The organism is Streptomyces sp. NPDC002577 (genome assembly GCF_053594815.1).
On sequence record NZ_JBSFWK010000047.1, the window covers coordinates 47688 to 70552 of the forward strand.

The window sequence follows — 22865 nt, forward strand, 5'->3', positions numbered from 1 at the left end:
TCGCGAGCGGCCAGGTCGCCGAGACACGCGGTCAGTCCAACACCCTTGCGTCAGCGGCGAGTTCCGCACGCACACTCGCCTCCCAGAAGCCGTGGAATCCGTTGCCGTCGCTGCGGCGGGAGCGTTCGAGCCAGAAATCGGGCACCCGGCTCGGCGCCTGGCAGCCGGCCGCCCGGACCATCCAGGCACTGCGGCAACGCTGCTCCAACGCGACCGCGCGCTGGTGGACCGCCCGCACGGTCGAGCCCAGCACGAAGACGCCGTGTCCGGCCAGCAGAGCCAGTTCGGCGCCACCCATCGCCGCGACCGCCTTCGCGGCGACCGCCGAGTCGTCGACGCCGCCCTCGTACTCGTCGACGAGCACGAGGTCGCCGCCGCCGAGGCTGGAACTCTGGTCATAGACCGGCGGGATCTCCCCCATGTCCGCCCACGTGGTCCCGTACCTGGGGTGATGGTGCAGCGCGACCTGCACGTCGGGGCGGATCCGGTGCAGTTCGAGGTGGAGCGGAATACCGAGCGGCGCCGGCCAGTCCCCCGCCACGACGTTGCCGTCCAGGTCGATACGGATCACGTCACTCGCCCGGATCTCGTTCCACGCCAGCAGCCACGGGTTGCACAGCAGCGTGCCGTCGCCCAGGTTGCAGGTGATGTGTCCGGCGAGGTGGTCGTCGTAGCCCTCTCGCCAGAGCGTACGGGCCAGTAGCACGATCTCCTGGGCGGGCGTGAGATCCGGAATGAGCCTGCCGGGCCTCGGCACGAACGGCATGGCGACTCCTCGGGTCGGTGACGATGTCATCCCGGCGGTCGGTCAGGGCTTGTTGGTGTTGCCCGCGTCGACGGTCAGCTGGAGGCCTGTGACGTACCGGGACTCGTCCGAGGCCAGCCACAGAACGGCCTGCGACACGTCCCGCGGCTGGATCACTCCGACGCCGAGGGGGGCCGCCGCGTCCGTCGGACTGTCCAGATCGGGAAGAATGTTGGCCGCTCCGGAGACGAACAGCGGCACCGCCGCGGCCATCTCCAGCGCGCTCCCGTCGCTGCCCATCGGCGTCGCCACGCCGGTCGGGTGCACCGTGTTCACGCGAATCCGGTGCTGCCCAAGCTCGTTCGCGAACGCCTTCATCAGTCCCACCACACCGTGCTTGGAGGCGACGTAGTGCGCGTAGGGCACCTGACCTCGGATGCCGGCGGCGGAGCTGGTGAGGATCATCGAACCGCCGTGCCCCGCCTCGATCATAGCGGGCGCGGTCGCCTGGATGGTGTTCCACACGCCCTTGAGGTTGGTGTCGACGACCGCGTCGTACGCGTCCTCAGGGATCTCCAGCGCGCTGGGGTGGAAGGTGATGACGCCCGCGTTGGCGCAGACCACGTCGATGTGCCCGAACGCCTCCAGGCCGGCAGCCACGGCGGCCTTCAGCTCGCCGATGCGGCGCACGTCGGCCACGGCGGTCGCGCAGCGGCGGCCCAGCTTCTCCACCAGCTCCTTGGTCTCCGCCAAATCGTCCGGCGTGGCCATCGGGTAGAGCACACGGTCGCTCACCGGGCCGCAGATGTCGGTGGCGATGATGTCGGCGCCCTCCTCGGCGAGGCGGACCGCGTGCGCGCGACCCTGTCCGCGGCCCGCGCCGGTGATGAAAGCGACCTTGCCGGCAACTCGACCCATGGTTCGACTCCTGGATGATGTCGGGCGGCCGTTGTGGTGAACGGCCGCGGTGCCCCCGCCGCGCCACCCGCAGCGCGGTGAGGCTCGCGAGGACCGGGCGTGGTTACAGCACGTCTCCCGCCGCTTTGAGCCGCAGGATGGTGTCCCAGTCGCGGCCGAGTTCCAGCAGGATCTCGTCTCCCTGCTCGCCGTGCTCGGGCGCGCGGGTGAGACTCGGCGGGGTGTCGTCGAACTGCGCCGGGCTGGCGACGAGGGGGTAGGGACCGGCCGGTCCCTGGACCTGGGTGACGTACTGGTTGGCCGTCACCTGTACGTCCTCGCCTGCCTCGCGGGCGGACTGCACGACGCTCCACGGCACGGGGAGGCCGGCCAGCATCTTGGTCCACTCGGCGAGATCCCGCTCGGCGAAGACGGCGTCGAGGGCCGCAACGCATTCGGCGGCGTTGGCCAGTCGGGCCTCACCGCTGTTGAAACGGGGATCCGCGCCCAGCTCCGGGCGGCCGATCACCTCGCAGAACCTCTCGAAGCTGCCCTCGGTGAGGATGCCGGACAGGTTGATGTAGCGTCCGTCGCGGGTGCGGTACGCACTGACCGTGGGGTTGGGCGACTGGGCATGCCGGAACCGCGGGATGCCCTCGACGCCGTACAACTGGGCGGCCACGACGCCCGGGGAGAGCACCCACAGGCCCGAGGACAGCAGCGAGACGTCGACCACCGCGCCGCGCCCCGTGCGCTCGCGGCGGAACAGGGCCGCGGCGACGGCGCCGGCCAGGAAGGTTCCGGAGGTCAGGTCGCCCAGGGCCGGGGAGACCAGCGGGACGAACTCGTCGGCGACCTGACTGGCCGCGTGGCCGATGCCCGACCTGCTCCAGAAGTCGGTCATGTCGTAGCCGCCGCGCTCGCGCTCCGGCCCGCGGTCGCCGTGACCGGTGGCACGGGCGTAGATCAGGCGGTCGTTGACCGCGTCGAGGTCGTCCAGGTCGAGTCCGAAGCGTGTCCGGGCGCTGGGCAGCAGGTTGGTGATGAAGACGTCGGCCTCGCGGACGAGGTCGTACAGGACCTCTCGGCCTCCGTCGGTGGAGACGTCCAGGCCCATGCAGCGCTTGCCGCGGTTGAGGATCTCCCACATGAACTTGACCCCGACGTCCTTGGCCGGCAGGGCAGCCACGGGGGTGCCGTTCATGGGGTCGGCGGTACCGGGGGGCACGATCTTGATCACGTCGGCGCCCCAGTCGGCGAGCACCGCGCCGGCCGAGGGGGCGAACGCGTACATCGCCACCTCGACCACCTTGACGCCTTGCAGTACGTCGTAGCTCATATCCCCAGCAGTCCGCTCAGGTTGGTCTCGGCGATCTTGACCGCGTCGGCGTCGGGCACGTCGACCAGGGCCTCGGACAGCTCCTTGCGGTTGTTGGGCCAACGGCCGTCGCCGTGCGGGTAGTCGCCCTCCCACAGCAGGTTGTCCACAGGGATGTCGCCCAGCGAGCGCAGCGCGAACTGCTCGTCGACGAGGCATGCGTACATGTGCTCTGCGAACAGCTCGCGCGGGGCGCGCCGGCCCATACCGGCCTGGCCGATGGACAGATCCCGGCCCAGACGGGCGTCGTTGAAGGCCTTCTCGGCGCGCTCCAGCAGGTAGGGGATCCAGCCCGCGCCGCCCTCGGAGAGGATGACCTTCAGGTTGGTGAAGCGCTCCAGCACGTCGGACATCAGCCAGTCGGCCGCGGCCATCATCGAGTTGACGCCGTTCAGCGTGACCAGCACCCCGGGAGGGGCGTCGTCGGAGGTGGTCACCAGGCGGGAGGAGCTGCCGATGTGCTGGCACACCGGCAGGCCGGCCTCGTCGATGACCGCCCAGAGCGGGTCCCAGTGCCTGGTGTGCAAGGAAGGAAGCCCGAGGACTGTGGGGTTCTCGGAGAACGCGATGGCCTTGGCGCCGTTGTCGATGACCCGCTCGGCCTCGGCGACCGCCAGGTCGATGTCGTACAGGGGCAGGATCGCGGCGCCGTACAGGCGGGCAGGATCGGTGGCGCACCACTCGTCGATCAGGTAGTCGTTGTAGGTCTTGAGGAAGACCAGGCCCGCGTCGAGGTCCTGGACGCCGAGGAAGAAGCGGTGCCCGGCGAACCGGGCGTAGTTCGGGAACGTCAGCTGGCCCCACACGCCGTCGATGTCCATGTCCTTCAGCCGCTCGACGGGGTCGTAGCAGCCGGGGCGGATCTCGTCGAAACGGGCGGTCCCGGGGGCGGGCGGGTAGCCCTTCTCGGGGTGGCCGGGCAGTGGGCGGCAGCTGCCCATGGGGATGTAGGTGAGCTCGTCGTTGTACAGCCACGCCTGGCGGCCGTCCTTCTCGATCACGCGCGGGGCACGGTCTCGGTAGCCGACGGGCACCCGGTCCACCCACAGGTTCGCCGGCTCGATGATGTGGTCGTCGGCGGAGATGAGTTTGGTGTCGGGAGGCAGCATCGCCTTTCCTTTCTGCCGACTCGCGCTCAGCGCGCGAGCAAGAGGGAGGAGGTGAAGTTCTCGGCGCCGCTGGAGACCACGGCGACCTGCGGGCGGGGATGTAGCTGGCGGCCCTCCGCCACTTCCCGCAGCTGCAGGCACGCCTCGTACAGCGCGCCGTAGCCGTGCAGGCGGCCGGCGGAGAGCTGTCCACCGCCGGTGTTGAGTGGCAGCTCCCCGTCCAGGGCGATGCGTTTGCCGCCCTCGATGAACCGCCCGCCCTCCAGGCGTGGGCACAGACCCAGCGCCTCCAGCCAGCGGACCGCCAGAATCGAGAAGCCGTCGTACAGCTCGGCGACGTCCACATCGGCGGGAGCGAGGTCCGTACGCGACCACATCATGTCGGCACAGGCTTCGAAACCGGAGGCCGTACCCATGGCCTGGATGGTGATGGCCCGCCGCGGGTCGACGGTGCCGCTTCCGGCCCGGGAGACGACAACGGCGATCGAGCCGTCGACGGGAACGTCGCAGTCGTAGATACAGAGCGGGTCGGAGATCATACGAGCCGTGAGGTACTCGTCGAGGGTCATCGGGTTCCGGTAGACCGCCGACGGGTTGCGTGCCGCATGGGCCCGGGCGGTGACCGCGATCTGGCCGATCTGCTCGCGGGTGGAACCGCTCTCGTGCAGATAGCGCTGCATGGCGAGACCGCCGTAGGTGGGATAGCCGGCGCCGTAGGGCGCGGTCCACTGGGTGCGCTCGCGGGCGGTGCTGCTGCGCATGGTCTCGGAGCGTCCGCCGAGTCGTTCCTGAGCGGAGGACTCCCAGACCGTGCGGAAGCACAGGACGTGCTCGGCCAACCCGGCGCCGACGGCCAGGACGGCGTTGGCGATCGACCCGAGCTGGCCGGGCACCTCCGCTCCCCCGGTGTGCCAGCGCAGGCGCAGGCCGAGCAGGGCGCGCACGTCGTCCACTCCGGCTCCGGTGATACCGGGGGTCGAGCCGGTGGCGCCGGGATACGTGGACAGCCCGTCGATGTCCGCGGGTTCCAGTCCGGCGTCGGCGATGGCGGCCAGGGCGGCGTCGCTGGTGAGCGTCCACGGGTCACAGTGCAACCGGCGGCCGATGCGCGAGGCGCCGATACCGGTGATGACGGCCTGGGTCTCGACGGGGCGCTTCACGGGCGGAACACCGGGATCCAGGTCTCGCCCGCGCGCTCGAAGGCGACCGTCACGGGCTGGCCGACGTACACCTCTTCGGGTTCGCAGCCGGTGATCGCCGCCATGACGCGCAGGTTCTGCTGCTCGGGCAGTTCGACCTCGGCCAGAACATAAGGAGGTGTCATGTCGGGGTTCCACTGGTAGCGGTTGATCGTGAAGGAATAGACCGTCCCCCGGCCGGCGACCGGTTCGAAGCGCGTCTCGCTGCCGTGGCAGCGAGGACACAACGGGAGCGGCGGGTGCTGGTAGTGGCCGCAGGCGGAGCAGCGGGCGATGCGCAGCACGCCGTCGGCACCAGAAGTCCAGTAGCCGGCCGTTCGCTCCGTCAACGGTGGGGCAGGTCTCTTGACACTCTGTTCGGCCGTCATCACCGAGTCCTCAGGCGACACAAAGATGCTATCTTTATATAGATAGACATGACTCGACCTTAGCACGGGCAGCACGCGTCGGCATGGGCCGCGGAGGCGGAAAACGAAACCGGTCAGCGGTCTTCAGCAGCGGGCGTGATGACCCCGGTCTTGGCGAGACGCCGGAGTTCGCTGTCGCCCAGGCCGAGTTCGGCGCCGAGGACCGCGGCGGTGTGCTCACCCACCCAGGGCATGCGCGTCTCGGGGCCTTCCGTCACCTTGGAGAGCTTGACCGGGTTGCCCGGGGACAGGATCGGCCGCTCCACCCCGTCGGTACGGGCCATCTCGACGAGCATGGCGCGCTCACGGACATGCGCGTCGGCGACCACGTCGGCCGGGGAGTGGACGGGGCCGGCCGCGACACCGGCGGTGCCGAGGGCGGCACTGGCCTCGAGACGGGTGAGTCCGGCCGCCCACCCCTCGACGCCGGGCCGAATGACGTCTTCCACGTGGTCGAGCCACTCCTGCGGACCGGTCAGTCGCTCGTCCTCGAGCCATTCTTCATGCCCGACGAGTCGAGCGAGGCCGGCGAACATGTGCGGGCGGCCGCACTGGAGGACGAAGAATCCGTCGGCGCACCGGAAGGAGTGGTTGATGCCTGGCGCGTTGCCCGGCTGCCGCTCGAGGCCCATGGACCAGTAGTTGATCCCGGCGTCACCGAACGCGACCATCGCGTCGTACATGGCGATGTCGACATGCTGCCCTTCACCCGTCCGGTCACGGTGGCGCAGCGCGGCCAGAACTCCGACGACCGCGAAGAGCGCCGACCCCGTGTCACCAAGGGCACCGAGCGGGGAGGTGACCGGGGGCGTCTCGGGATCGCGCTTGAAGTCGTACAGTCCGGCCATGCCCTCCACAATGGGCGCATAGGCGGGCCAACCGGCGTACGGCGAGTCCCCGCCGACGCCGAAGCCGGAGACGGACAGATAGACGGCCTCGGGGTGGACGGCCGCGATGTCCCGATAGCCCAGTCCGAGGCGGTCCGCGGTGCCGGCTTTGAAGTTCTCCGCGATGACGTCGAAGCGAGGGGCCAGACGCAGGACCAGGTCGCGTCCCTCGGGGGATTTGAGGTCGATCCCGACGCTGCGTTTGCCGAAGTTGTTGCGGGTGAAGGTGACCCCGACCTTGCGGCCCTCGGGGTCGAGCATGGCGGGCAGGGATGCGCGTCCGGACTCACCTGTGACCGGCGGCTCGACTTTGACGACGTCGGCGCCGAGCCGGGCGAGCAACTGGGTCGCGTAGGGCAGCGCCTGCATCTGCTCCATGGCCAGGACGCGAACGCCGTCCAGCGGTTTGCCCCAGGCAGCGGCCTGCTGGTTGGCCGTCTCTCCGATGCGCACGGGTGTCCTTCCTGCCGGGTGGCCGTGTCGGCCACGTGGGATCAGTGCGGGGTGAAACGGTCGCGCAGCTCGGTCTTGATGACCTTGCCGGCCGGGTTGCGCGGCAGCACGGCGACTGATTCGGCCTGCTCAGGGAGCTTTTGCGGCATCAGGCCGCGCCCGCGCAGATAGTCGGTCAGATTCCGCAGACTCGGCGGTGCGGCCGGGTCGGCGGGGACGACGACGGCGCAGGCGCGTTCGCCGGTGGCCGGGTCGGGCAGGCCGATGACGCTGACCTCGGCGACGTCAGGGTGTTCGGCGAGGAGGTCCTCGATCTCCTTGGCGCTGATGGTCTCGCCCTTGCGGATGATGACGTCCTTGAGGCGGCCGGTGATGGTGACGTTCCCGTGTTCGTCGAGGCGGCCGAGATCACCGGTGCGCAGCCAGCCCTCCGCGTCGAAGGCCTCGGCGTCGAGCGCCGCGTCGAGGTAGCCGAGCATGACCTGAGGGCCTTTGGCGCGCAGTTCGCCCTCCTCCCCCACTCCGCCCTCGGTGCCGTCGGCTCGCACCACACGCAGCCGCACTCCGGCTGTGGGGCGGCCCTCGCAGCGCGCGAGGACGTCGTCGGGATCGTGCGGACTGCTCATGGTGAGGATGGGGGCCTCGGTCAGCCCCCAGCCGGAAACCACGCCTGCGCCGCCCATCTCGGCCTTGAACTGTGCGTGCAGGGTGGGGGGTTTGGGCGCGGCGCCCGCCAGGCCGTAGCGGATCGCGGGAAACACCGGCTTGTCGGGGGTCCGGCGCTGGGCGGCCAGGTAGGCGAGTTGGAAGACGGTGCCGGCGCCGGCCAGCGTGACGCCCTCGCGGCCGAGTTGCTCGACGGTGGCCACCGGGTCGAATGCCTCAGTGAGGATCATGGTCAGGCCGCTCGCCAGACACGTGGTGAGCCAGGTCGTGCATCCGCCGATGTGGGCGAACGGGAAGACCATGGCCGCGCGGTCGTCACCGCGGGCCTCCAGCCGCTCGGCCATGCCGTAGCCGGCGGCCATGACCGTGGCATCCGTGTGCCGGGCGCCCTTGGGCTCCGACGTGGTGCCGGAGGTGTAGAAGTGCCAGCGCACACCAGTCGATTCCGGGGCCGGTGGCAGGGTTTCGGCGTTGCCCTTGGGCAGCGCGCCGTCGACGACCAGGATCTGCAGCCCGTCCTGCCCCGCGGCGACAGCACGGGCCAGGGCGGGGTGGTCGAACCCGTGCCAGACGGGCGGGACGATCAGGAGGCGCGCCTTCGTCTGCCGGGTGACGAAGGCCAGCTCCCGCTCCCGGTAGCTGGGCATGACCGGGTTCTGCACCGCGCCGAGGCGCGCGAGCGCGGCGACCAGGACGACGGACTCGATCCAGGTGGGGAGCTGCCAGGTGACCCGGATGCCTTCACCGACGCCGAGAGCGGCCAGCCCAGCGGCGGCCTCCTCTGCGGCGTCACGGTACTGACGGAACGTCATACGGCGCCCGCGCTCGTCGACCAGCATCTCGGCGTCCGGCGTCGCGTCAGCCCGCTCCTTCACCGCAGCCCACAGGCTCGTGCGCATGGCGCGTCCCCTCTCCCGTGCTCATCGCTCGTCCATGGATGCACCGCGGGCACCGCCGGCGCAATAGGTCGGTACCGATGTTCTGCGCCGCGCCTCCCGGTATCGGCCCTACCGGTTGCGGCAGCCGCACGGGCTTCGGGGCAGGTACGAGGCGACCGTACTCTCGCCATGACTTAGACATCAAGCATTGCTATCTTGATAATGATAGATTACCAATGTGCATCACGCGCCGTATCAGGAAGGGCGGTGGGTCGATGAGTGAGGGACGGGCAAGGCTCGCGGGACGGTCCGCGGTGGTGACCGGCGCCGGCTCGGGCGTGGGCAGGGCGACGGCGCTGCGCCTCGTACGAGAGGGGGCGCGGGTCGTGTGCGCGGACATCCGCGATGAGTGGGCGCAGCACACGGCTGAACTGGCGGCCAAAGAGGGCGGCGAGGCCGTGGCCGTGCGCTGCGACGTGGCGGTCGAAGCCCAGGTGGAGGCGGCGATCGGCCGGGCGGTCGCAGCATTCGGCCGGCTCGACATCATGGTGAACAACGTCGGGGTGACGAGGCGCCCGGGGCTGGCGCTGCACGAGACGACGGAGCAGGACTGGGAAGTTCTCGCCACGGTGAACTTCAGCGGGGTCTTCTACGGTTGCAAGCACGCAGTGCTGCAGTTCAAGCGCCAGACCGAGAGCGGTACGGGCAGCGGCGGCGTGATCGTCAACACCGGCTCGGTGGCGGGCATGGTCGGCTGGGGCGGCACGGTGTACGGGGCGTCCAAGGCGGCGGTCAACCACATCACCAAGGGCGTGGCGATCGAGTACGCACCGCTGGGAATCCGCTGCAACGCGATCGCGCCGGCCGCGATGCCGCTGACGAACTTCGGGGTCGCGGACGCAACCACGCCCGAGCGGGCACTGACGGACGAACAACTCGCGGAGGCGGGCGCGTACCACCCGCTCGGGCGCCACATCGAGGCAGAGGACTGCGCGGCCGCGATCGCCTTCCTGGCCTCGGACGAGGCAAAGAACATCACCGGTGTCCTGCTGCCGATCGACGGCGGATACACCGCCCGCTGAGCCACGGAGGCTGCGTTGTCGCACTCCTACACTCCCCCGGACATCTCACTGGTGGGCGCGGAACACGTCCGCCGCTACCTGGAGACCGACGGCGCTGTCGGCCACACCTGGAACGGCGTCCACTGCCTGGTGCTCACCACCACCGGGCGCGCCTCCGGCCTCCAGCGCTCCAGTGCCCTGATCTACGGCACGGACGCCGATCGCTACATCGTGGTGGCCTCCAACGGCGGTTCGGCCGGGCACCCGTCGTGGTACCTGAACGTGCTGGCAGGTCCCGAGGTGGTCCTCCAAGTCGCCGCGGACCGGTTCCCGGCGGTCGCGCGCACCGCCGAAGGGCCGGAGCGCGAGCGGCTGTGGCAGGTCATGACGAAGGTGTGGCCGAACTACGACGTGTACCAGGAGCGCACCGAGCGCCTCATTCCGGTGGTGGTGCTCGAGCGCAAGGACAGCCCGTCATGACCGCGCCGGGGGCAGCGGCACTGGACCCCGCGCGGATCCAGGAACTGTTCGATCTGCGTGCGACCGGGTACACCTCGCGCGGTGGTGACTTCAGCGCCGATCCATACCCGGCTTTCAAGCGGCTGCGGGAGACCGGACCGGTCCACCCGGGGATCGTCGGTCCGCTCGTCGGCTACCACGGCGAGGCCTTCTTCCAGGGACTGCCGTTCCCCGACCGCCCGCACGTGTCGGCGTTCGACTACGCCACCTGCGACGAGGTACTGCGCGACAGCGAGCGCTTCTCGGCTTCCCCGGCCGTGCTGGGCGAGGACGCGGCGCTGTACGAGACCAGCATGCTGTACATGGACGGGCAGCGGCACCGCAACTACCGCACGCTGGTGCAGCCGTCCTTCCTTCCGCGGCGGATGCGCTGGTGGGTGGAGAACTGGATCACCTCCACCGTGGACGCGTTGCTGGACACCATCGAGGCGAACGGCCGGGCGGACCTGAACGTCGAGTTCTTCGCCCCGATCCCGCTGCTGACCATCTGCGGCAGCCTGGGCGTGGACGTGCGGCAGGCCCTCGACATCCGAGCCGTCATCGTGGAGGCGTCCGCGGACGCCGGCAGGCGATTCATGGAGATCGTCCAGCCGCTGGTGACCGCCCGCCGGGCGGACCCCGGCGATGACCTGCTGAGCACCCTGGTGCAGGCGGAGGTCGCGGACGAGGACGGCACGACGCACGCCCTGTCCGATCGCGACGTGCTGTCTTTCGCCTATCTGCTGCTCGCCGCCGGTTCCGGCACCACCTGGAAGCAGATGGGCATCACCCTCCTGGCGCTGTTCCAGCACCCGCACTGGCTGGCGGAGTCGCGCCGCGACCCCGCCGTGCTGCGGGCGGCGGTGGACGAGTCGCTCCGCTGGATGCCCACCGACCCGGTCTTCGCCCGCTTCGCCCGCGAGGACGGGGAGTTGCGCGGGGTCCCGGTCCCGGCCGGCTCGGTCGTACACGTGTGTCTGGCCGAGGGCAACCGCGACCCCGGGCGCTGGGAGCGGCCCGACGAATTCGATCCGTCGCGCCCCCCGCGGGCGAACCTGGGCTTCGGCGCAGGGCCGCACATCTGCCTGGGCATGCATGTGGCCCGTACCGAGATCGCCACGGCGATCGGCGCGCTGCTGGAACGCTTCCCCGACGTGCGTCGCGACCCCGACGCCGAGGCGCCGCGCATCACCGGCATGTACGAGCGCGGCCCGACCGCGGTGCCCGTCGTGTGGGGCCGTCCCGCGTGACAGCGGACCCTTCCCGAACACCCCGCACCTGGCCGCCGATGCCGGGACGGCCCTTGACGACGATGAGGAAGGTGACGACCAGTGACAGAACCCCGGCGGCCGTTGATCGACGGCCGATTCGGCGGAAGCGGCCCCGCTCTGGGGGTGGAGGACCCCGCGACCGGCAAACAGTTCACCGAGGTCGCGACGGCCACCTCGGCCGAGATCGACCAGGCAGTACGGGCCGCCCGCCGGGCCTTCGACGAAGGCCCCTGGCCACGGCTGACGATCCGTGAGCGGGTGGCGGCCCTCGCGCGGATGTCCGACTGGCTCGAGGAACGCCGCGACGCCCTGCTCGACGAGGTCATCTCCGAGACCGGGTGTCCTCTGGTCGCGGCCAGGCCCGGGCAGATCGACATGCCGCTGGCTTTCGCCCGCCAGCTCCCTGCGCTGCTGGAGCGGCAGCCGCAGTGGGAGCACAACGAGATGCCCCTCGACGACTACTTCGCGGCGCCCGGCAAGATGCGTCGGCGATCTCGGCCTACAACTATCCGCTGATGCTCGACGTGGTGAAGGTGTTCCCGGCGCTCGCGGCCGGCTGCACGGTGGTGCTGCGCCCCAGCCCGCGGACCCCGCTCACCTCGCTGCTGCTCGGCGAGGCCGCGCAGGCCGCCGGGCTGCCGCCGGGCGTGCTCAACACCGTGGCCGAGAGCGGCACCGAGGGCGCGGTGACCATGACGACGCACCCGGCCGTCGACCTGGTGACGTTCACCGGCTCCACCGGCGTCGGACGGCAGATCGCAGCCCAGGCCGCCCCCACCATGAAACGACTCGTGCTGGAACTGGGAGGCAAGAGCGTCCAGTTGTACCTGCCCGATGCGCTGGCCGAGGGTCCGGGACGCGCCGTCGCCGGAGCCGCGGGTGTCTTCGCCAACCACGCCGGCCAGGCCTGTGTGGCACAGACCCGCATGCTCGTACTCAAGGAGCACGAGGAGCAGGTGCTACAGGCTCTGGCCGCGTTCGCCCCGCAGTTGGCGGCCGGGGACCCGCGCGACCCGGGCACCCTGGTCGGCCCGCTGATCACCGAGGCGCAGCGCGACCGCTGCGCCCGCTATGTCGCCGATGGCGCCCGGGCCGGCGGGCGCATTGTCACCGGCGGCCGCCCCATCGACCGGCCGGGCTGGTACTACGAACCGACCGTGATCTCGGTGGACGGCAACGACAACCCCGCCTGCCGGGACGAGATCTTCGGACCGGTCATCACCGTCCAGGCTTACGCAGATCTGGACGAGGCCGTAGCGATCGCCAACGACACCGACTACGGCCTGTCCGCCGGCGTGTACACCGATGACCAGGCCGCCGGCGTGGCAGTGGCCGACCGCATCCACACCGGCACCGTACAGATCAACACCGCCTGCGCCACTGCGTACACCCCCAGCGGGGGCGTCAAACAGAGCGGTGTCGGCCGCGAGCGCGGCGTCGCTGGGCTGCGGGCTTTCCAGGAGATCAAGCACGTGGTCGTGGGTACCTGACGGGACGCCGGAGAACGGGAGGCAGAGAACGGGAACGGGGTGGGCCGGAGCGCCTCGCACCCCGTTCTGGTTCGATGCCCGATCACCGCACCGGCTTGATGTCCGGTCACCTCTCCGCAACATACTCATGCTAGTAATGATTATGACGATGAAGCGTCGAACCAGGATGAATGCTGTCTCCCGATCTGTGCGACACGACTCAGGAGGGCAGATGTCGCAGCCCGCGAACCGCTCCTCGGACGACCCCGGTGAGAACTCCCTGGCTGAATTCCTGACCGGCTCACCAGCCTCGGCACGGGACGAGATCCTTTACTGGAAGGACGGCAGCTGCACTCTTGCGGAGCTCACCGCGTCGGCCCGGCAACTCGCCGGGGAACTCCGCCGCTGCGGCGTGGGACCTCAGGAGCCCGTGGCCTGTGTCGTCAACAAGGGCGCGGAGGCGGTCGCCGCGTGGTTCGCCGTGTGGCTGGCCGGAGCGGTGTACATCCCGGTGAACGGCCGACTGCCCGACCCCGAGATACATGCACTGCTCGCCGAGAACGCACCGGCGGCCGTGATCGCCGGATCGGCGGACGCCGACCGGATCCCGCGAGGCCTGAGCCGGGCGCTGCGCGAGCCGGGCGGCACCTGGACGGCACAGCGCGGGGAACCATGGACCGGGGAGCGGTTCGCTCCCGGGGACGCACTGGTGATGCACACCTCGGGCACCACCGGGCGCCCCAAGCCCGTCGTGCTGAGCCACGCCGGCGTACGCGACGGCATCGACACCGTGCTCGGCAAACTCAGGCGAGGGCCGCGCCGGACGGCCCCGATGCCGAACCTGATTCCCACGTCGATGGCCCTGTGGGCAGGCATGTGGAACACGTTGTTCGCCTTCCGGATCGGCGCCCCCGTCATCCTGCTGGACAGGTTCGACACCCGGGACTACGCGCTGATGGTCAAGCGCTTCGGCATTCGCTCCACGGTGCTGGCCCCGGCCATGATGACGATGCTCACCGAGGACCCGGAGATCACCGACCTCGGCCCGCTGACCTACGTCCGCTCCATCACAGCACCACTCACGCCGGCCCAGGCCCACCGCTTTCACGAGCGCTTCGGGGTGTCCGTCCTCAACTGCTACGGCCAGACCGAACTCGGCAGCGAAGTCGTCGGCTGGACGGCAGCCGAACTGCGCGAACACGGCGTGGCCAAGCTCGGCTCCGTCGGACGTCCGCACCCTGGTGTGTCGATCCGCATCCTGGACGGCGACGACCACGAGCAGCCAGAGAACGCCGTAGGCGAGATCTACATCCGGTCCCCTTTCGCGGCACAGATCCGTGACCGCCTCGTCGACGGGTACCTGCGCACCGGAGACCTGGGCCGCGTCGACGCCGACGGCTTCCTGTGGATCGAGGGCCGGGTCTCGGACGTGATCAATCGTGGCGGGCTGAAGGTCATTCCCCAGGAGGTCGAGGAGGCCATGCGCCAGTTGCCCGGCGTCGCCGACGCCTGTGTGGGGGGCGTTCCCGACGACCGCCTGGGCGAGGTGCCCGTCGCCTGGGTCCGACCCGCGCCCGGCACCAGCGCGGACCCGGAGCAGTTACGTGCCGCCCTGCGCGAGCGCATCGCCGCCTACAAGATCCCGGTCGACATCCGGTTCGTCGACTCGTTCCCGACGTCGGAGATCGGCAAGGTACTGCGGCACAAGCTGATCAGCTCGTACGCGGCCTCATGAACCCCGGAAGGGGCGGCGGGCCGCCACATCAAAGTCAAGCGCATATGGAGTTCCGTTGCGGCAGAGTGGAGGACACACCAGTGCGTATACCCCTGCTTCGGATCGGTCTCCGGATCGGGCCCACGTGAGCGACGCCCCGCAGCCGGTCCCTCCTGAGCTGCCCGATGCGACGGGTCCGGCTGATCCCGACGTTTCCGCTTCCGGTCCGCTGCGCGGAATCACCGTCATAGCGGTCGAGCAGGCGGTGGCGGCTCCGCTGTGCACCCGTCACCTGGGCGATCTGGGGGCTCGCATCATCAAGGTGGAACCGCGGGCCGGCGGCGACTTCGCCCGGGACTACGACAACGTGGTGCACGGCATGTCCGCTCACTTCGCCTGGGCCAACCGCAACAAGGAGTCGCTGGCCCTCGACCTCAAGCATCCGGTCGGTCAGGCGGTACTGGACCGGCTTGCGGCCCGCTCGGACGTCCTGGTGCAGAACCTCGCCCCCGGCGCGGCCGACCGTCTCGGTCTCGGCTCGGCAAGCCTGCGGGCCCGGTACCCACGGCTGATCACCGTGGACATCTCCGGTTACGGCCGGGGCGGCCCGTTCGCCGGGGCTCGCGCCTACGACCTGCTCGTCCAGTCGGAGGCGGGTTCGTGCGCGATCACCGGGACACCTGGGCACCCCGCCAAGCCGGGTATCCCGCTCGCCGACATCGGGGCCGGACTGTATGCCTTCTCCTCGGTGCTCGGAGCCCTCTACGCGCGAGAGCGCACCGGAGACGGAGCCGCGATCTCGGTCGGGCTGTTCGACGCTGTGGCCGAGTGGATGGGCTTCGCGCTCAACCAGGCTCGGTACGCGGGCGCGCCGCCCGAGCCCAACGGCCTCAGTTCCCCGATGGTCTCCCCCTATGGGGCCTATGCCACCGCCGATGGGCAGACGCTGGTGCTCGGGACGACCAATGACCGGGAGTGGCAACGGCTGGCCCGCCGGCTGCTGGACCGCGTGGATCTCGCCGACGACCCGCGGTACGCGACGAACGCGGACCGCGTCGCACTCCGTGCGGAGCTCGATCGGGTCATCTCCGACTGGGCCGCCGGGCGCTCCCTCGCCGAGTGCCGGGCTGCTGCGGAGAAGGCAGGGCTGGGGCACGCCCGGCTCAACTCCGCCCAGGAGGTGCTGGACCATCCCCAGCTGGTGGAGCGTGACCGCTGGCGTGAGGTCGGCTCCCCGGTCGGGCCGGTACTCTGCCTGCTGCCCCCGCCCGAGGTGGAGGGCTGGACATGGCGCCTGGATCCGATTCCTGCTCTGGGGGAGCACACCGACGCGATACTCGCTGAACTCGGCTTCGACAGAGCTGAGGTGGCGAAGATGCGTGCGGAGGGGGTTGCCGGACCGGTCGACTGACCAGGCGGAGGCGGCTGGAGAGCGGTTCGGCTCCGACGGTCACAGTCGGCAGGCAGGGGCCACCGAGGTCTTCCCGAGGCCCTGGAGGAGTGATCTAATCACTCGTCACAGTTTCGTCTAATCGCCCCGTCAGGTCCCTTTTATCTAGCGTTCCTACCCGAGGTGTTCTGAACCGCGGTCTCTCACCCGTGCGTCGCACTCCGGCGCCACGGGTTGGCGAAGGGAGCCGATATGACCGTACTGTCCTCGTCACTCCGCGCCGCGGCCCATCGGTTCCCCGGGCGTATGGCGCTGGTTCACGAGTCGCTGGCGCTTCGGTACGGGCAGCTGGACATGCTCGTCGACCGCCTCGCGGCCGGCCTCGCCCGGCAGGGCGTGCGCGCGGGCGACCTGGTGGCACTGTCGTTGCCTGCCGGTGCCGAGTATGTTGCCGCGTATCTGGCGCTGGCCCGGATCGGCGCCGTGACGACGGGGGTCAATCCGCGCCTGCGCCCTGCCGAGCGGGCTGCCGTCCTCACCGCTGCCGCTCCCCAGCTGGTTCTCGCCACTGAGGAGTTGGCCGAGGGCGTGCCCTCGGGCTGCCCGGTCCTCCGCTGCGTCCCCGCACGCGAGGCCTCCGTAGTCTGGCACGGCCTGCTGGAGGACACGGCACCGCCTCCGGAGCCGGCCGAGGACCTGGACCGGCCGGAGACCGTGGTGTTCACCTCGGGCACCACCGGGGCCCCCAAGGGAGCCCTCTTCGCCAGCCGCCAGATCGCCGCGATCACCGCCATGGACACGGGGGGACAGTGGGGAACGGGCGGGCCGCTGCTCGTCGCTACCGGCCTGCCGCACGTGGGCTTCATGACCAAACTGGCCGGGCACCTCCAGGCGGGAGCGACCATGCATGTGCTGGGGCACTGGCGAGCCGCGGACGCACTGCGGGTGATCGCCCGGAAGCGTGTCCCCTACATAGGAGGGGTTGCCGCGCAGATCTCTCTGCTGCTGCACCATCCTTCCTTCGAAAGCTACGACTTCAGCCACGTGCGCGGGCTCATGGTCGGCGGCGGCCCCTCCCCCGCCGCCACCGTGCGGGAAGCCCGGGCGCGCTTCGATGCCGGATACTCCGTCCGCTACTCACTGACCGAGTCCGGCGGTCTTGGCACCCTCACCCGCTTCGACGCACCGGAGGAGGAGACCCTGCACACCGCGGGCCGACCCCGGCCGGGCATCACCCTGGAGATCCGGGACCCGGACACCGGACACCGGATGGGCCTCGGCGAGACAGGTGAGATCGTACTCAGCGGAGACACCGTCATGGCCGGCTACTGGCGCGACCCGCAGGCCACCGCGCGGGTTCTCTCGCCCGACCGGCACCTCCGCACCGGAGACCTGGGGTTCCTCGGTGAAGACGGCTGCCTGCGCGTGACCGGGCGGATCAAGGACATGTACATCCGGGGCGGCTACAACGTGTTCCCCCACGAGGTCGAGTCCGTGCTCCTCGACCACCCCGGCGTGCAGGCAGTCGCGGTGGTCCCCCGACCGGATCCCGTCATGGGAGAGATCGGCGTCGCCGTGGTGGTGCCCAGACCGGGCGTACCCGCGGTCACCCTGGACGAGCTCCGTGCCTTCGCTGCTCTCCGGCTGGCCCGATACAAGCTGCCGGAAGCGCTGCGTCTGGCCGCGGAGCTGCCGCTGACCTCCATGGACAAAGTCGATCGCCGCCTCCTCGCGCACCTCGAGCAACGCGCGTGGGCCTGATCGGCCGGGGCCGGCGTCACCGAGCCTCGCACCGCACGAGGCGCCGCACCTCGCAGCGGCACCCAGCAACCTCGGCACGAGGTCCCTCAGCCAGCAGACCCTAAGTTTTATTTTATATATATTAGATCTAACTAGGCTGCGCTTCCCAATCGTTGACCCGGGCTGCCGCAAGCCGGCCCGAGAGAGGACGCCGCATTATGCCCATCGACACGGCCGTGGCACTCGACGCCCCTCCCCTCGTTCGTGAGGTCAGCTGGACCGACCGCGATGTTCTCCTCTACCACCTCGGTATCGGCGCCGGCGCGAGTGCCACCGATCCCAAGGAACTCCGCTACACATACGAGCGCGACCTGCAGGTGCTTCCGTCCTTCGCCACCGTGGTGGGCGGCGGCGTGGTCGGGAAGGGCGGGCTGAACGCGCTGCCGGGCCTGAAGCTCGACCTCAAGGCTGTCCTGCACGGCGGCCAGGAGGTCATCGTGCACCGCACGATCCCTGCCCAGGGCACAGCGATCGTCTCCAGCGGCGTCAGCGCCGTGTACGACAAGGGCAAGGCGGCGGTGATCGTGATCGAGTCCACCGCGACGCTCCCGGACGGCACGCCCCTCTACGCCTCCCGCAACGAGATCTTCGTCCGCGGCGAAGGCGGCTTCGGCGGCGATCGCGGCCCTACGACCACCTTCCCCCCGCCCGACCGCGCCCCGGAGTTCGTCGTCGAAAAGCCGACCCGGCCGAACCAAGCCCTGCTGTATCGACTCAGCGGCGACCGCAACCCGCTGCACGCCGAGCCCGCGTTCGCTGCCGCGGCCGGATTCGACCGCCCCATCCTGCACGGCCTGTGCTCCTACGGCCTGGTACTCAAAGCCGCGGTGGACACCTGTCTGGGAGGCGATGCGTCCCGAGTGGCGCGCTACCGCGGCCAGTTCGCCGGCGTGTTCTTTCCGGGCGAGACCATGCGCGTACGGATTTGGCAGGGGCCAGGCACGCGCCTGCTGGTCCGAGCCACCGCGGCAGACCGGGACGACGCCTCGGTGCTGAGCAACTGCGTGGTCGAATACCGCGAATGATGGCGCGTAGGCGCGGCGCCGCCTTCCACACGGACAGCGCATACCGCCCCGCGCCGATGGCCGAGGTGCACAGCTGCCCAATTCGCCGGCGGACGTCGACCGACGCCCGCCGGCGCGCCGTTCGCGAACTCAGCCGCCGGTCCAGCAGGTGACCAGGTCCGCCGTCGTGGTGACCGTGGCGACCAACGACAGCGAGTGTGCGATCAGCACGTCGGTGTACTCCGGCGGGACCCCGGCCACCGCATCCCGGACCAGCACGACCTGATATCCCAGGTTTACCGCGTCGAAGACGGCGTTCGGAATGGCCACGTTCGACGAGACCCCGACCACGACCAGCGTGCGGCACCCCAGGTTCCGCAGCAGCGCGTCCACGTCGGTACCGGCGATCGGAGACAGGCCGTGCAGCCGCGTGCTCACCAGGTCGCGTGCGTCCCGCGGCACCTCTTCGGCCAGTTCCACCATCGGCGAGCCGAGGAGCTGGATGACGGGCCTGCGTTCGGCCGCACGAAAAAGCCGAGCGTTCCGGTTGGCCCCCCTGCCGTCCGCCCGGCGGGCCGCTATGGCATGCAGCACCTGAACGTCTGCGGCATGGGCAGCGCCGACCAGGCGTGCAATGTTCTCCAGAGCCCCCGTCGCCCGGGCGGCCTCGGCCAGTTCGGGCAGTGCGCTGTCTTTGCCGACGACCCCGCGCTGCACCTCCTGGGTGAGCAGCACGGTGGACGCCGGGGTGACGAGCTCGGCGAGTGCGATCGGCATCGATCATCCCTCTCTGGCCGGGCAGGCCTCAGTCGCCGACGAAGCGCCCCACGTTCTCCAGAGCCTGCGCCGTGGGCCCCCTGCCGGCGCCGGTCGGCGCAGGTCATTTGATGGCGATCGGGTTCACCGGGGTGCCGCTGCCGCCGACGAAGGGCTCCGGTGAGGCCTCGAGGAAGAACGCGTGGACGCCGTCGGCGGCGCAGTCCTCGGAGAGCTCCTCGAGGTTCCAGTTCTGGCCCTGGAGCATGCCCATCTCCACGAGGTGCAGCGCGTGCACCGGCATGAAGCAGTTCTCGATCTCCGGCGGGAAGATCTCGAACGCCACGGTGTCGACAGCGACAGCGGCGACATCGCGGGCGTGGAACCACTCGGGGGCGTGGAGGGAGAGCCCGGCCGCCGGCGGGTAGTACCGCGTCTTGTCACCTGCGAGATAGCTGCGCATCACCCCGGTGCGTACCAGGACGATGTCGCCGGAGCGGACCGCGGTGCCCGCCAGTTCCTCGGCCGCTTCGAGTTCGGCGGGCCCGATCGCGAGGGCGTCGTCGAGTCGGTCGACGCCGTAGGCCCTGGCGACGTCGAGCAGGACACCACGCGAGGCGATGTGCTTGGCCTTCTCTATCCCGAGCTTTTCGGCGCCGCCGTGGGCGGTGATGGAGTCCTTGGCGGAGAAGCCGTTGTAGAGGCGGTCCTCGTACGAGACATGCGTCAGACCGTCCCAGTGGGTGGCGGCCTGCAGGCCCATGGAGACGGTGTCGTCGGTGCTGGCGACCGTGCCCGGGCCGAAGATCTCGTAGTTGATCTGGGTCATGGTGTGCAGCGGGTTGGTGCGCCCGGGCATGGCCCCGGTCTGCACGCCGTCTTGCTGCAGCGGCAGGGCCAGGGATATGCGCTTGCCGGTGCGGATGAGTTTGGCGGCCTCCCTGACCACCTCGTCGGTGATCAGGTTGAGGGTGCCGATCTCGTCGTCGGCGCCCCAGCGGCCCCAGTTGTTGACGCGCTTGGCGATCTCCGTGAACTCGGCCGGCATGGGCACGGGGGCCTCCTGAGGGTGGGTGGAGAGTGCGGTACGCAGCGGTGTCACGGCATGACGACGCCACCGTTGGGCCGCAGCGTCTGGCCGGTGACGAAGCGTGCCGCGTCGGAGGCGAGGTAGAGGACAGCCATGGCGATGTCCCAGGGCTCCCCCGTGACGCCGAGCGGTGACTGCGCGGCGCGGTCGGTGAACACGGCCTCGCGGGCCTCGCGGTTCACGGCGCCGTCGGAGCGGACGAAGTTGTGGCTGACCATGGGGGTGTCGACGAAACCGGGGGCGATGCTGTTGACCCGCACGCCGTAGCGCCCGACCTCGGTGGCGAGGCTGCGGGTGAGCATGAGCACCGCCGCCTTGGACATCGCGTAGGCGGAGATGCCGGCGGCCGGCATGTCGGCGCCGGCCGAGGCGGTGTTGATGATGGCGCCGGAGCGCTGGGCGGTCATGATGCGGGCCGCGGCAGCGCAGCCGAAGTAGGTGCCCTTGAGGTTGCTGTCGAGGACGAGATCGAGGTCTTCCTCGGTGGTGTCGGTGACCAGCCCCGTCCGCATGACGCCCGCGATGTTGGCCCAGATGTCCAGGCTGCCGTGCCGGGCCGCGGCCTGCTGTGCGAGCGCGTCGACGGCGGAGCGGTTGCGCAGGTCGACCGCGACCGTGAGAGGGTCCTCGACGCCGAGGCCGATGAGCTCCTGACGGGTCTTCTCCAGACCCGCCGCGTCGATGTCACAGATCACCGGGGCGGCGCCCGCCCGGGCGAGGACGAGGGCGGTCTCGCGTCCGATGCCGGACGCCGCGCCGGTGACGACGGCAGTCCTGCCGGTCAGGCTCAGCGCCGCCAGATCGGGGGACGAGGTCCGGGTCTCGGGCATGTCTTCCTCCTGGGTCGCCTGCACGGGCCCCTTCGCCTGCGCTGGTTCGGTGAGTCACGCGGGCGGGGCGCGACGGATGTGGGCTTGGGATGCTGGGCTCAGTGCGGGGCGACGTTCATGTCGGGCATGGGGTAGGGGAACTTCGCGCTGACCCCTCCGTCGACGGTGAGCACCTGGCCGGTGACGTAGCGGGCGAGGTCGCTGGTGAGGAAGAGCAGCGCGGCGGCGATGTCGGACGGCAGCGCGACGGAGCGCAGGGGCGCGTTGTCGGCATTGGTCCGGTGTCCCTTGGCCCCGAGGTATCCGGAGACCCGCGGGGTCCAGACGGTCCCGGGTGCGACGGCGTTGACACGGATGCCCCTGGGCCCCAGTTCGACGGCCGCGGAGCGGACGAGGGCCATCAGCCCGGCCTTGGCGGCGCCGTAGGCGGCGTGCATGGGTGCTCCGGTCTGGCCGGAGACGGAGGCGACGAAGGTCATCGTTCCGCCGCCCTGGGCGGCCATGTGCCGGCCGCCGTACCGGATGGCCAGCAGGGCGTGCCGCAGCACGATGTTCTGATGCCAGGCCCAGTCCTCGTCGGTCGTGGCGAGGAGGTCCTTGTAACGGCTCATGCCGATGATGTCGACGACGGAGTGGATACGCCCGAGGCGTTCCTCGGCGTCGTGCCACAGGCGCTCGGCATCGTCGCGGGAGGTCGCGTCGCCGGACCAGGCGAGGGCGCCTGTCTCCTTGGCGACCTGTGCGGCGCGGGCCTCTTCGAGGTCCACTGCCAGCACCTGGGCCCCGCACTGGGTGAGGGCGTGGGTGACCTGCCGGCCCATTCCCTGGCCCGCGCCCAGCACGATGATGCCGCGGCCGTCGAGCCTCAGTCGGCCGGGGTAGTCGACAACAGCGTCGCCGTCGGGCAGGTCCGCGGTCTCCGGGTTCTGCGTCATGGTCGCTCCAGGAAGGGCGGCGTGTCGGGGAGGTGCCGGTGGGCGGTGGTGCGTCGTGCGTTCGAAAGCCCAGGGCGCGCGCCGGTGGCCGGGCCCCACGTGCGGCGGTCTGGGACGGATGCACAGTGTGTGGAGGCGCGCAGGTGTCGCCGAGGGTGGTACAGGCTGACGGGGCGTCAAGTGCGCGTCGGACGACCTCGCCACCGCGTCCCACGGATTGATTTCGATATTTCGAAGTTGGCTTCGGAACCTCAGAGGATTGTGTGCGAGGTGACGCGAGGTCACAAGACCTGGCGCAGAGCGTGTTGCTGTCACCTCGCCGCCGCGGGGGGCCCTAGGCCCTGTCGTCAAATTCCCGTCGTCCGCCCGGAGGGCGGGCCTCGCGGTGTCTGGTGCGTGCGATCGCAAGGCGCCGGAGCGCCCTCGTG

At 70.3% G+C, this 22865-nt stretch carries 21 protein-coding genes; 9 read left to right on the forward strand and 12 right to left on the reverse strand.

Annotated elements, in window-relative coordinates; all coding sequences use genetic code 11:
• Positions 1 to 31: 31 nt before the first annotated feature.
• From ACWD4J_RS36490 to ACWD4J_RS36525, 8 genes are all read right to left on the reverse strand, one after another.
• On the reverse strand, positions 32 to 766 hold the full coding sequence (locus ACWD4J_RS36490) for a class II aldolase/adducin family protein (protein ID WP_451399813.1): 735 nt from the start codon (positions 764 to 766) through the stop codon (positions 32 to 34).
• 42 nt (positions 767 to 808) lie between these two features.
• Positions 809 to 1663, reverse strand: a complete 855-nt coding sequence (locus ACWD4J_RS36495; protein WP_451399814.1) for a mycofactocin-coupled SDR family oxidoreductase — start codon at positions 1661 to 1663, stop codon at positions 809 to 811.
• A 103-nt stretch (positions 1664 to 1766) separates the two neighbouring features.
• Positions 1767 to 2981, reverse strand: coding sequence for a CaiB/BaiF CoA transferase family protein (locus ACWD4J_RS36500; protein WP_451399815.1), 1215 nt, complete (start codon positions 2979 to 2981; stop codon positions 1767 to 1769).
• Complete coding sequence (locus tag ACWD4J_RS36505) at positions 2978 to 4129, reverse strand: amidohydrolase family protein (RefSeq protein WP_451399816.1); 1152 nt, start codon at positions 4127 to 4129, stop codon at positions 2978 to 2980. Before ACWD4J_RS36505 ends, ACWD4J_RS36500 begins: the two co-directional genes overlap by 4 nt.
• A 26-nt stretch (positions 4130 to 4155) precedes the next feature.
• Positions 4156 to 5289 (reverse strand): thiolase family protein, encoded by a 1134-nt coding sequence (locus tag ACWD4J_RS36510; protein ID WP_451399817.1) that lies wholly within the window; start codon positions 5287 to 5289, stop codon positions 4156 to 4158.
• A complete protein-coding gene (locus ACWD4J_RS36515; protein WP_451399818.1) occupies positions 5286 to 5657 on the reverse strand; it encodes a Zn-ribbon domain-containing OB-fold protein in 372 nt (123 codons plus the stop codon). The genes ACWD4J_RS36510 and ACWD4J_RS36515 overlap by 4 nt, the downstream gene beginning before the upstream one ends.
• A gap of 152 nt (positions 5658 to 5809) precedes the next feature.
• A complete protein-coding gene (locus ACWD4J_RS36520; RefSeq protein WP_451399819.1) occupies positions 5810 to 7075 on the reverse strand; it encodes a CaiB/BaiF CoA transferase family protein in 1266 nt (421 codons plus the stop codon).
• Between the two features lie 41 nt (positions 7076 to 7116).
• The gene (locus ACWD4J_RS36525; RefSeq protein ID WP_451399820.1) at positions 7117 to 8640 is read right to left on the reverse strand and encodes a class I adenylate-forming enzyme family protein; all 1524 of its coding nucleotides are present in this window, start codon (positions 8638 to 8640) and stop codon (positions 7117 to 7119) included.
• Positions 8641 to 8894: 254 nt separating this feature from the next.
• On the opposite strand from ACWD4J_RS36525, the gene ACWD4J_RS36530 reads away from it, so the two are divergent.
• The 9 genes from ACWD4J_RS36530 (at position 8895) to ACWD4J_RS36570 (ending at position 18847) form a co-directional block, all read left to right on the forward strand.
• Positions 8895 to 9701 (forward strand): SDR family NAD(P)-dependent oxidoreductase, encoded by an 807-nt coding sequence (locus ACWD4J_RS36530; protein ID WP_451399821.1) that lies wholly within the window; start codon positions 8895 to 8897, stop codon positions 9699 to 9701.
• 15 nt (positions 9702 to 9716) lie between these two features.
• A complete protein-coding gene (locus ACWD4J_RS36535; protein ID WP_451399822.1) occupies positions 9717 to 10160 on the forward strand; it encodes a nitroreductase family deazaflavin-dependent oxidoreductase in 444 nt (147 codons plus the stop codon).
• Complete coding sequence (locus ACWD4J_RS36540) at positions 10157 to 11428, forward strand: cytochrome P450 (protein WP_451399823.1); 1272 nt, start codon at positions 10157 to 10159, stop codon at positions 11426 to 11428. Before ACWD4J_RS36535 ends, ACWD4J_RS36540 begins: the two co-directional genes overlap by 4 nt.
• 81 nt (positions 11429 to 11509) lie before the next feature.
• Positions 11510 to 11965: an aldehyde dehydrogenase family protein gene (locus ACWD4J_RS36545; RefSeq protein WP_451399824.1), complete on the forward strand. Its 456-nt coding sequence runs from the start codon at positions 11510 to 11512 to the stop codon at positions 11963 to 11965.
• The gene (locus ACWD4J_RS36550; protein WP_451399825.1) at positions 11965 to 12939 is read left to right on the forward strand and encodes an aldehyde dehydrogenase family protein; all 975 of its coding nucleotides are present in this window, start codon (positions 11965 to 11967) and stop codon (positions 12937 to 12939) included. The genes ACWD4J_RS36545 and ACWD4J_RS36550 overlap by 1 nt, the downstream gene beginning before the upstream one ends.
• Positions 12940 to 13150: 211 nt before the next feature.
• Complete coding sequence (locus tag ACWD4J_RS36555; RefSeq protein ID WP_451399826.1) at positions 13151 to 14653, forward strand: class I adenylate-forming enzyme family protein; 1503 nt, start codon at positions 13151 to 13153, stop codon at positions 14651 to 14653.
• Between the two features lie 157 nt (positions 14654 to 14810).
• On the forward strand, positions 14811 to 16043 hold the full coding sequence (locus ACWD4J_RS36560; protein WP_451399834.1) for a CaiB/BaiF CoA transferase family protein: 1233 nt from the start codon (positions 14811 to 14813) through the stop codon (positions 16041 to 16043).
• 231 nt (positions 16044 to 16274) lie between these two features.
• A complete protein-coding gene (locus ACWD4J_RS36565; RefSeq protein ID WP_451399827.1) occupies positions 16275 to 17783 on the forward strand; it encodes a class I adenylate-forming enzyme family protein in 1509 nt (502 codons plus the stop codon).
• Between the two features lie 197 nt (positions 17784 to 17980).
• Positions 17981 to 18847 (forward strand): MaoC/PaaZ C-terminal domain-containing protein, encoded by an 867-nt coding sequence (locus tag ACWD4J_RS36570; protein ID WP_451399828.1) that lies wholly within the window; start codon positions 17981 to 17983, stop codon positions 18845 to 18847.
• A 129-nt stretch (positions 18848 to 18976) separates the two neighbouring features.
• Here the strand turns inward: ACWD4J_RS36570 and ACWD4J_RS36575 are convergent, their stop codons facing one another.
• The 4 genes from ACWD4J_RS36575 to ACWD4J_RS36590 form a co-directional block, all read right to left on the reverse strand.
• Complete coding sequence (locus tag ACWD4J_RS36575; protein ID WP_451399829.1) at positions 18977 to 19603, reverse strand: cysteine hydrolase; 627 nt, start codon at positions 19601 to 19603, stop codon at positions 18977 to 18979.
• Positions 19604 to 19706: 103 nt separating this feature from the next.
• Positions 19707 to 20636: a cyclase family protein gene (locus ACWD4J_RS36580; protein WP_451399830.1), complete on the reverse strand. Its 930-nt coding sequence runs from the start codon at positions 20634 to 20636 to the stop codon at positions 19707 to 19709.
• Positions 20637 to 20680: 44 nt separating this feature from the next.
• A complete protein-coding gene (locus ACWD4J_RS36585; protein ID WP_451399831.1) occupies positions 20681 to 21502 on the reverse strand; it encodes an SDR family NAD(P)-dependent oxidoreductase in 822 nt (273 codons plus the stop codon).
• A gap of 98 nt (positions 21503 to 21600) precedes the next feature.
• On the reverse strand, positions 21601 to 22437 hold the full coding sequence (locus ACWD4J_RS36590; protein ID WP_451399832.1) for an SDR family NAD(P)-dependent oxidoreductase: 837 nt from the start codon (positions 22435 to 22437) through the stop codon (positions 21601 to 21603).
• Positions 22438 to 22865 lie beyond the last annotated feature (428 nt).

Excerpts from the sequence above, each read along its gene's own strand:
- ACWD4J_RS36540 (WP_451399823.1), top strand. The coding sequence starts at position 10,157 with ATGACCGCGCCGGGGGCAGCGGCACTGGACCCCGCGCGGATCCAGGAA.
- ACWD4J_RS36590 (WP_451399832.1), bottom strand. The coding sequence starts at position 22,437 with ATGACGCAGAACCCGGAGACCGCGGACCTGCCCGACGGCGACGCTGTT.
- ACWD4J_RS36555 (WP_451399826.1), top strand. The coding sequence starts at position 13,151 with ATGTCGCAGCCCGCGAACCGCTCCTCGGACGACCCCGGTGAGAACTCC.
- ACWD4J_RS36495 (WP_451399814.1), bottom strand. The coding sequence starts at position 1,663 with ATGGGTCGAGTTGCCGGCAAGGTCGCTTTCATCACCGGCGCGGGCCGC.
- ACWD4J_RS36500 (WP_451399815.1), bottom strand. The coding sequence starts at position 2,981 with ATGAGCTACGACGTACTGCAAGGCGTCAAGGTGGTCGAGGTGGCGATG.
- ACWD4J_RS36565 (WP_451399827.1), top strand. The coding sequence starts at position 16,275 with ATGACCGTACTGTCCTCGTCACTCCGCGCCGCGGCCCATCGGTTCCCC.
- ACWD4J_RS36505 (WP_451399816.1), bottom strand. The coding sequence starts at position 4,129 with ATGCTGCCTCCCGACACCAAACTCATCTCCGCCGACGACCACATCATC.
- ACWD4J_RS36585 (WP_451399831.1), bottom strand. The coding sequence starts at position 21,502 with ATGCCCGAGACCCGGACCTCGTCCCCCGATCTGGCGGCGCTGAGCCTG.
- ACWD4J_RS36575 (WP_451399829.1), bottom strand. The coding sequence starts at position 19,603 with ATGCCGATCGCACTCGCCGAGCTCGTCACCCCGGCGTCCACCGTGCTG.
- ACWD4J_RS36490 (WP_451399813.1), bottom strand. The coding sequence starts at position 766 with ATGCCGTTCGTGCCGAGGCCCGGCAGGCTCATTCCGGATCTCACGCCC.
- ACWD4J_RS36550 (WP_451399825.1), top strand. The coding sequence starts at position 11,965 with ATGCTCGACGTGGTGAAGGTGTTCCCGGCGCTCGCGGCCGGCTGCACG.
- ACWD4J_RS36570 (WP_451399828.1), top strand. The coding sequence starts at position 17,981 with ATGCCCATCGACACGGCCGTGGCACTCGACGCCCCTCCCCTCGTTCGT.
- ACWD4J_RS36525 (WP_451399820.1), bottom strand. The coding sequence starts at position 8,640 with ATGCGCACGAGCCTGTGGGCTGCGGTGAAGGAGCGGGCTGACGCGACG.
- ACWD4J_RS36530 (WP_451399821.1), top strand. The coding sequence starts at position 8,895 with ATGAGTGAGGGACGGGCAAGGCTCGCGGGACGGTCCGCGGTGGTGACC.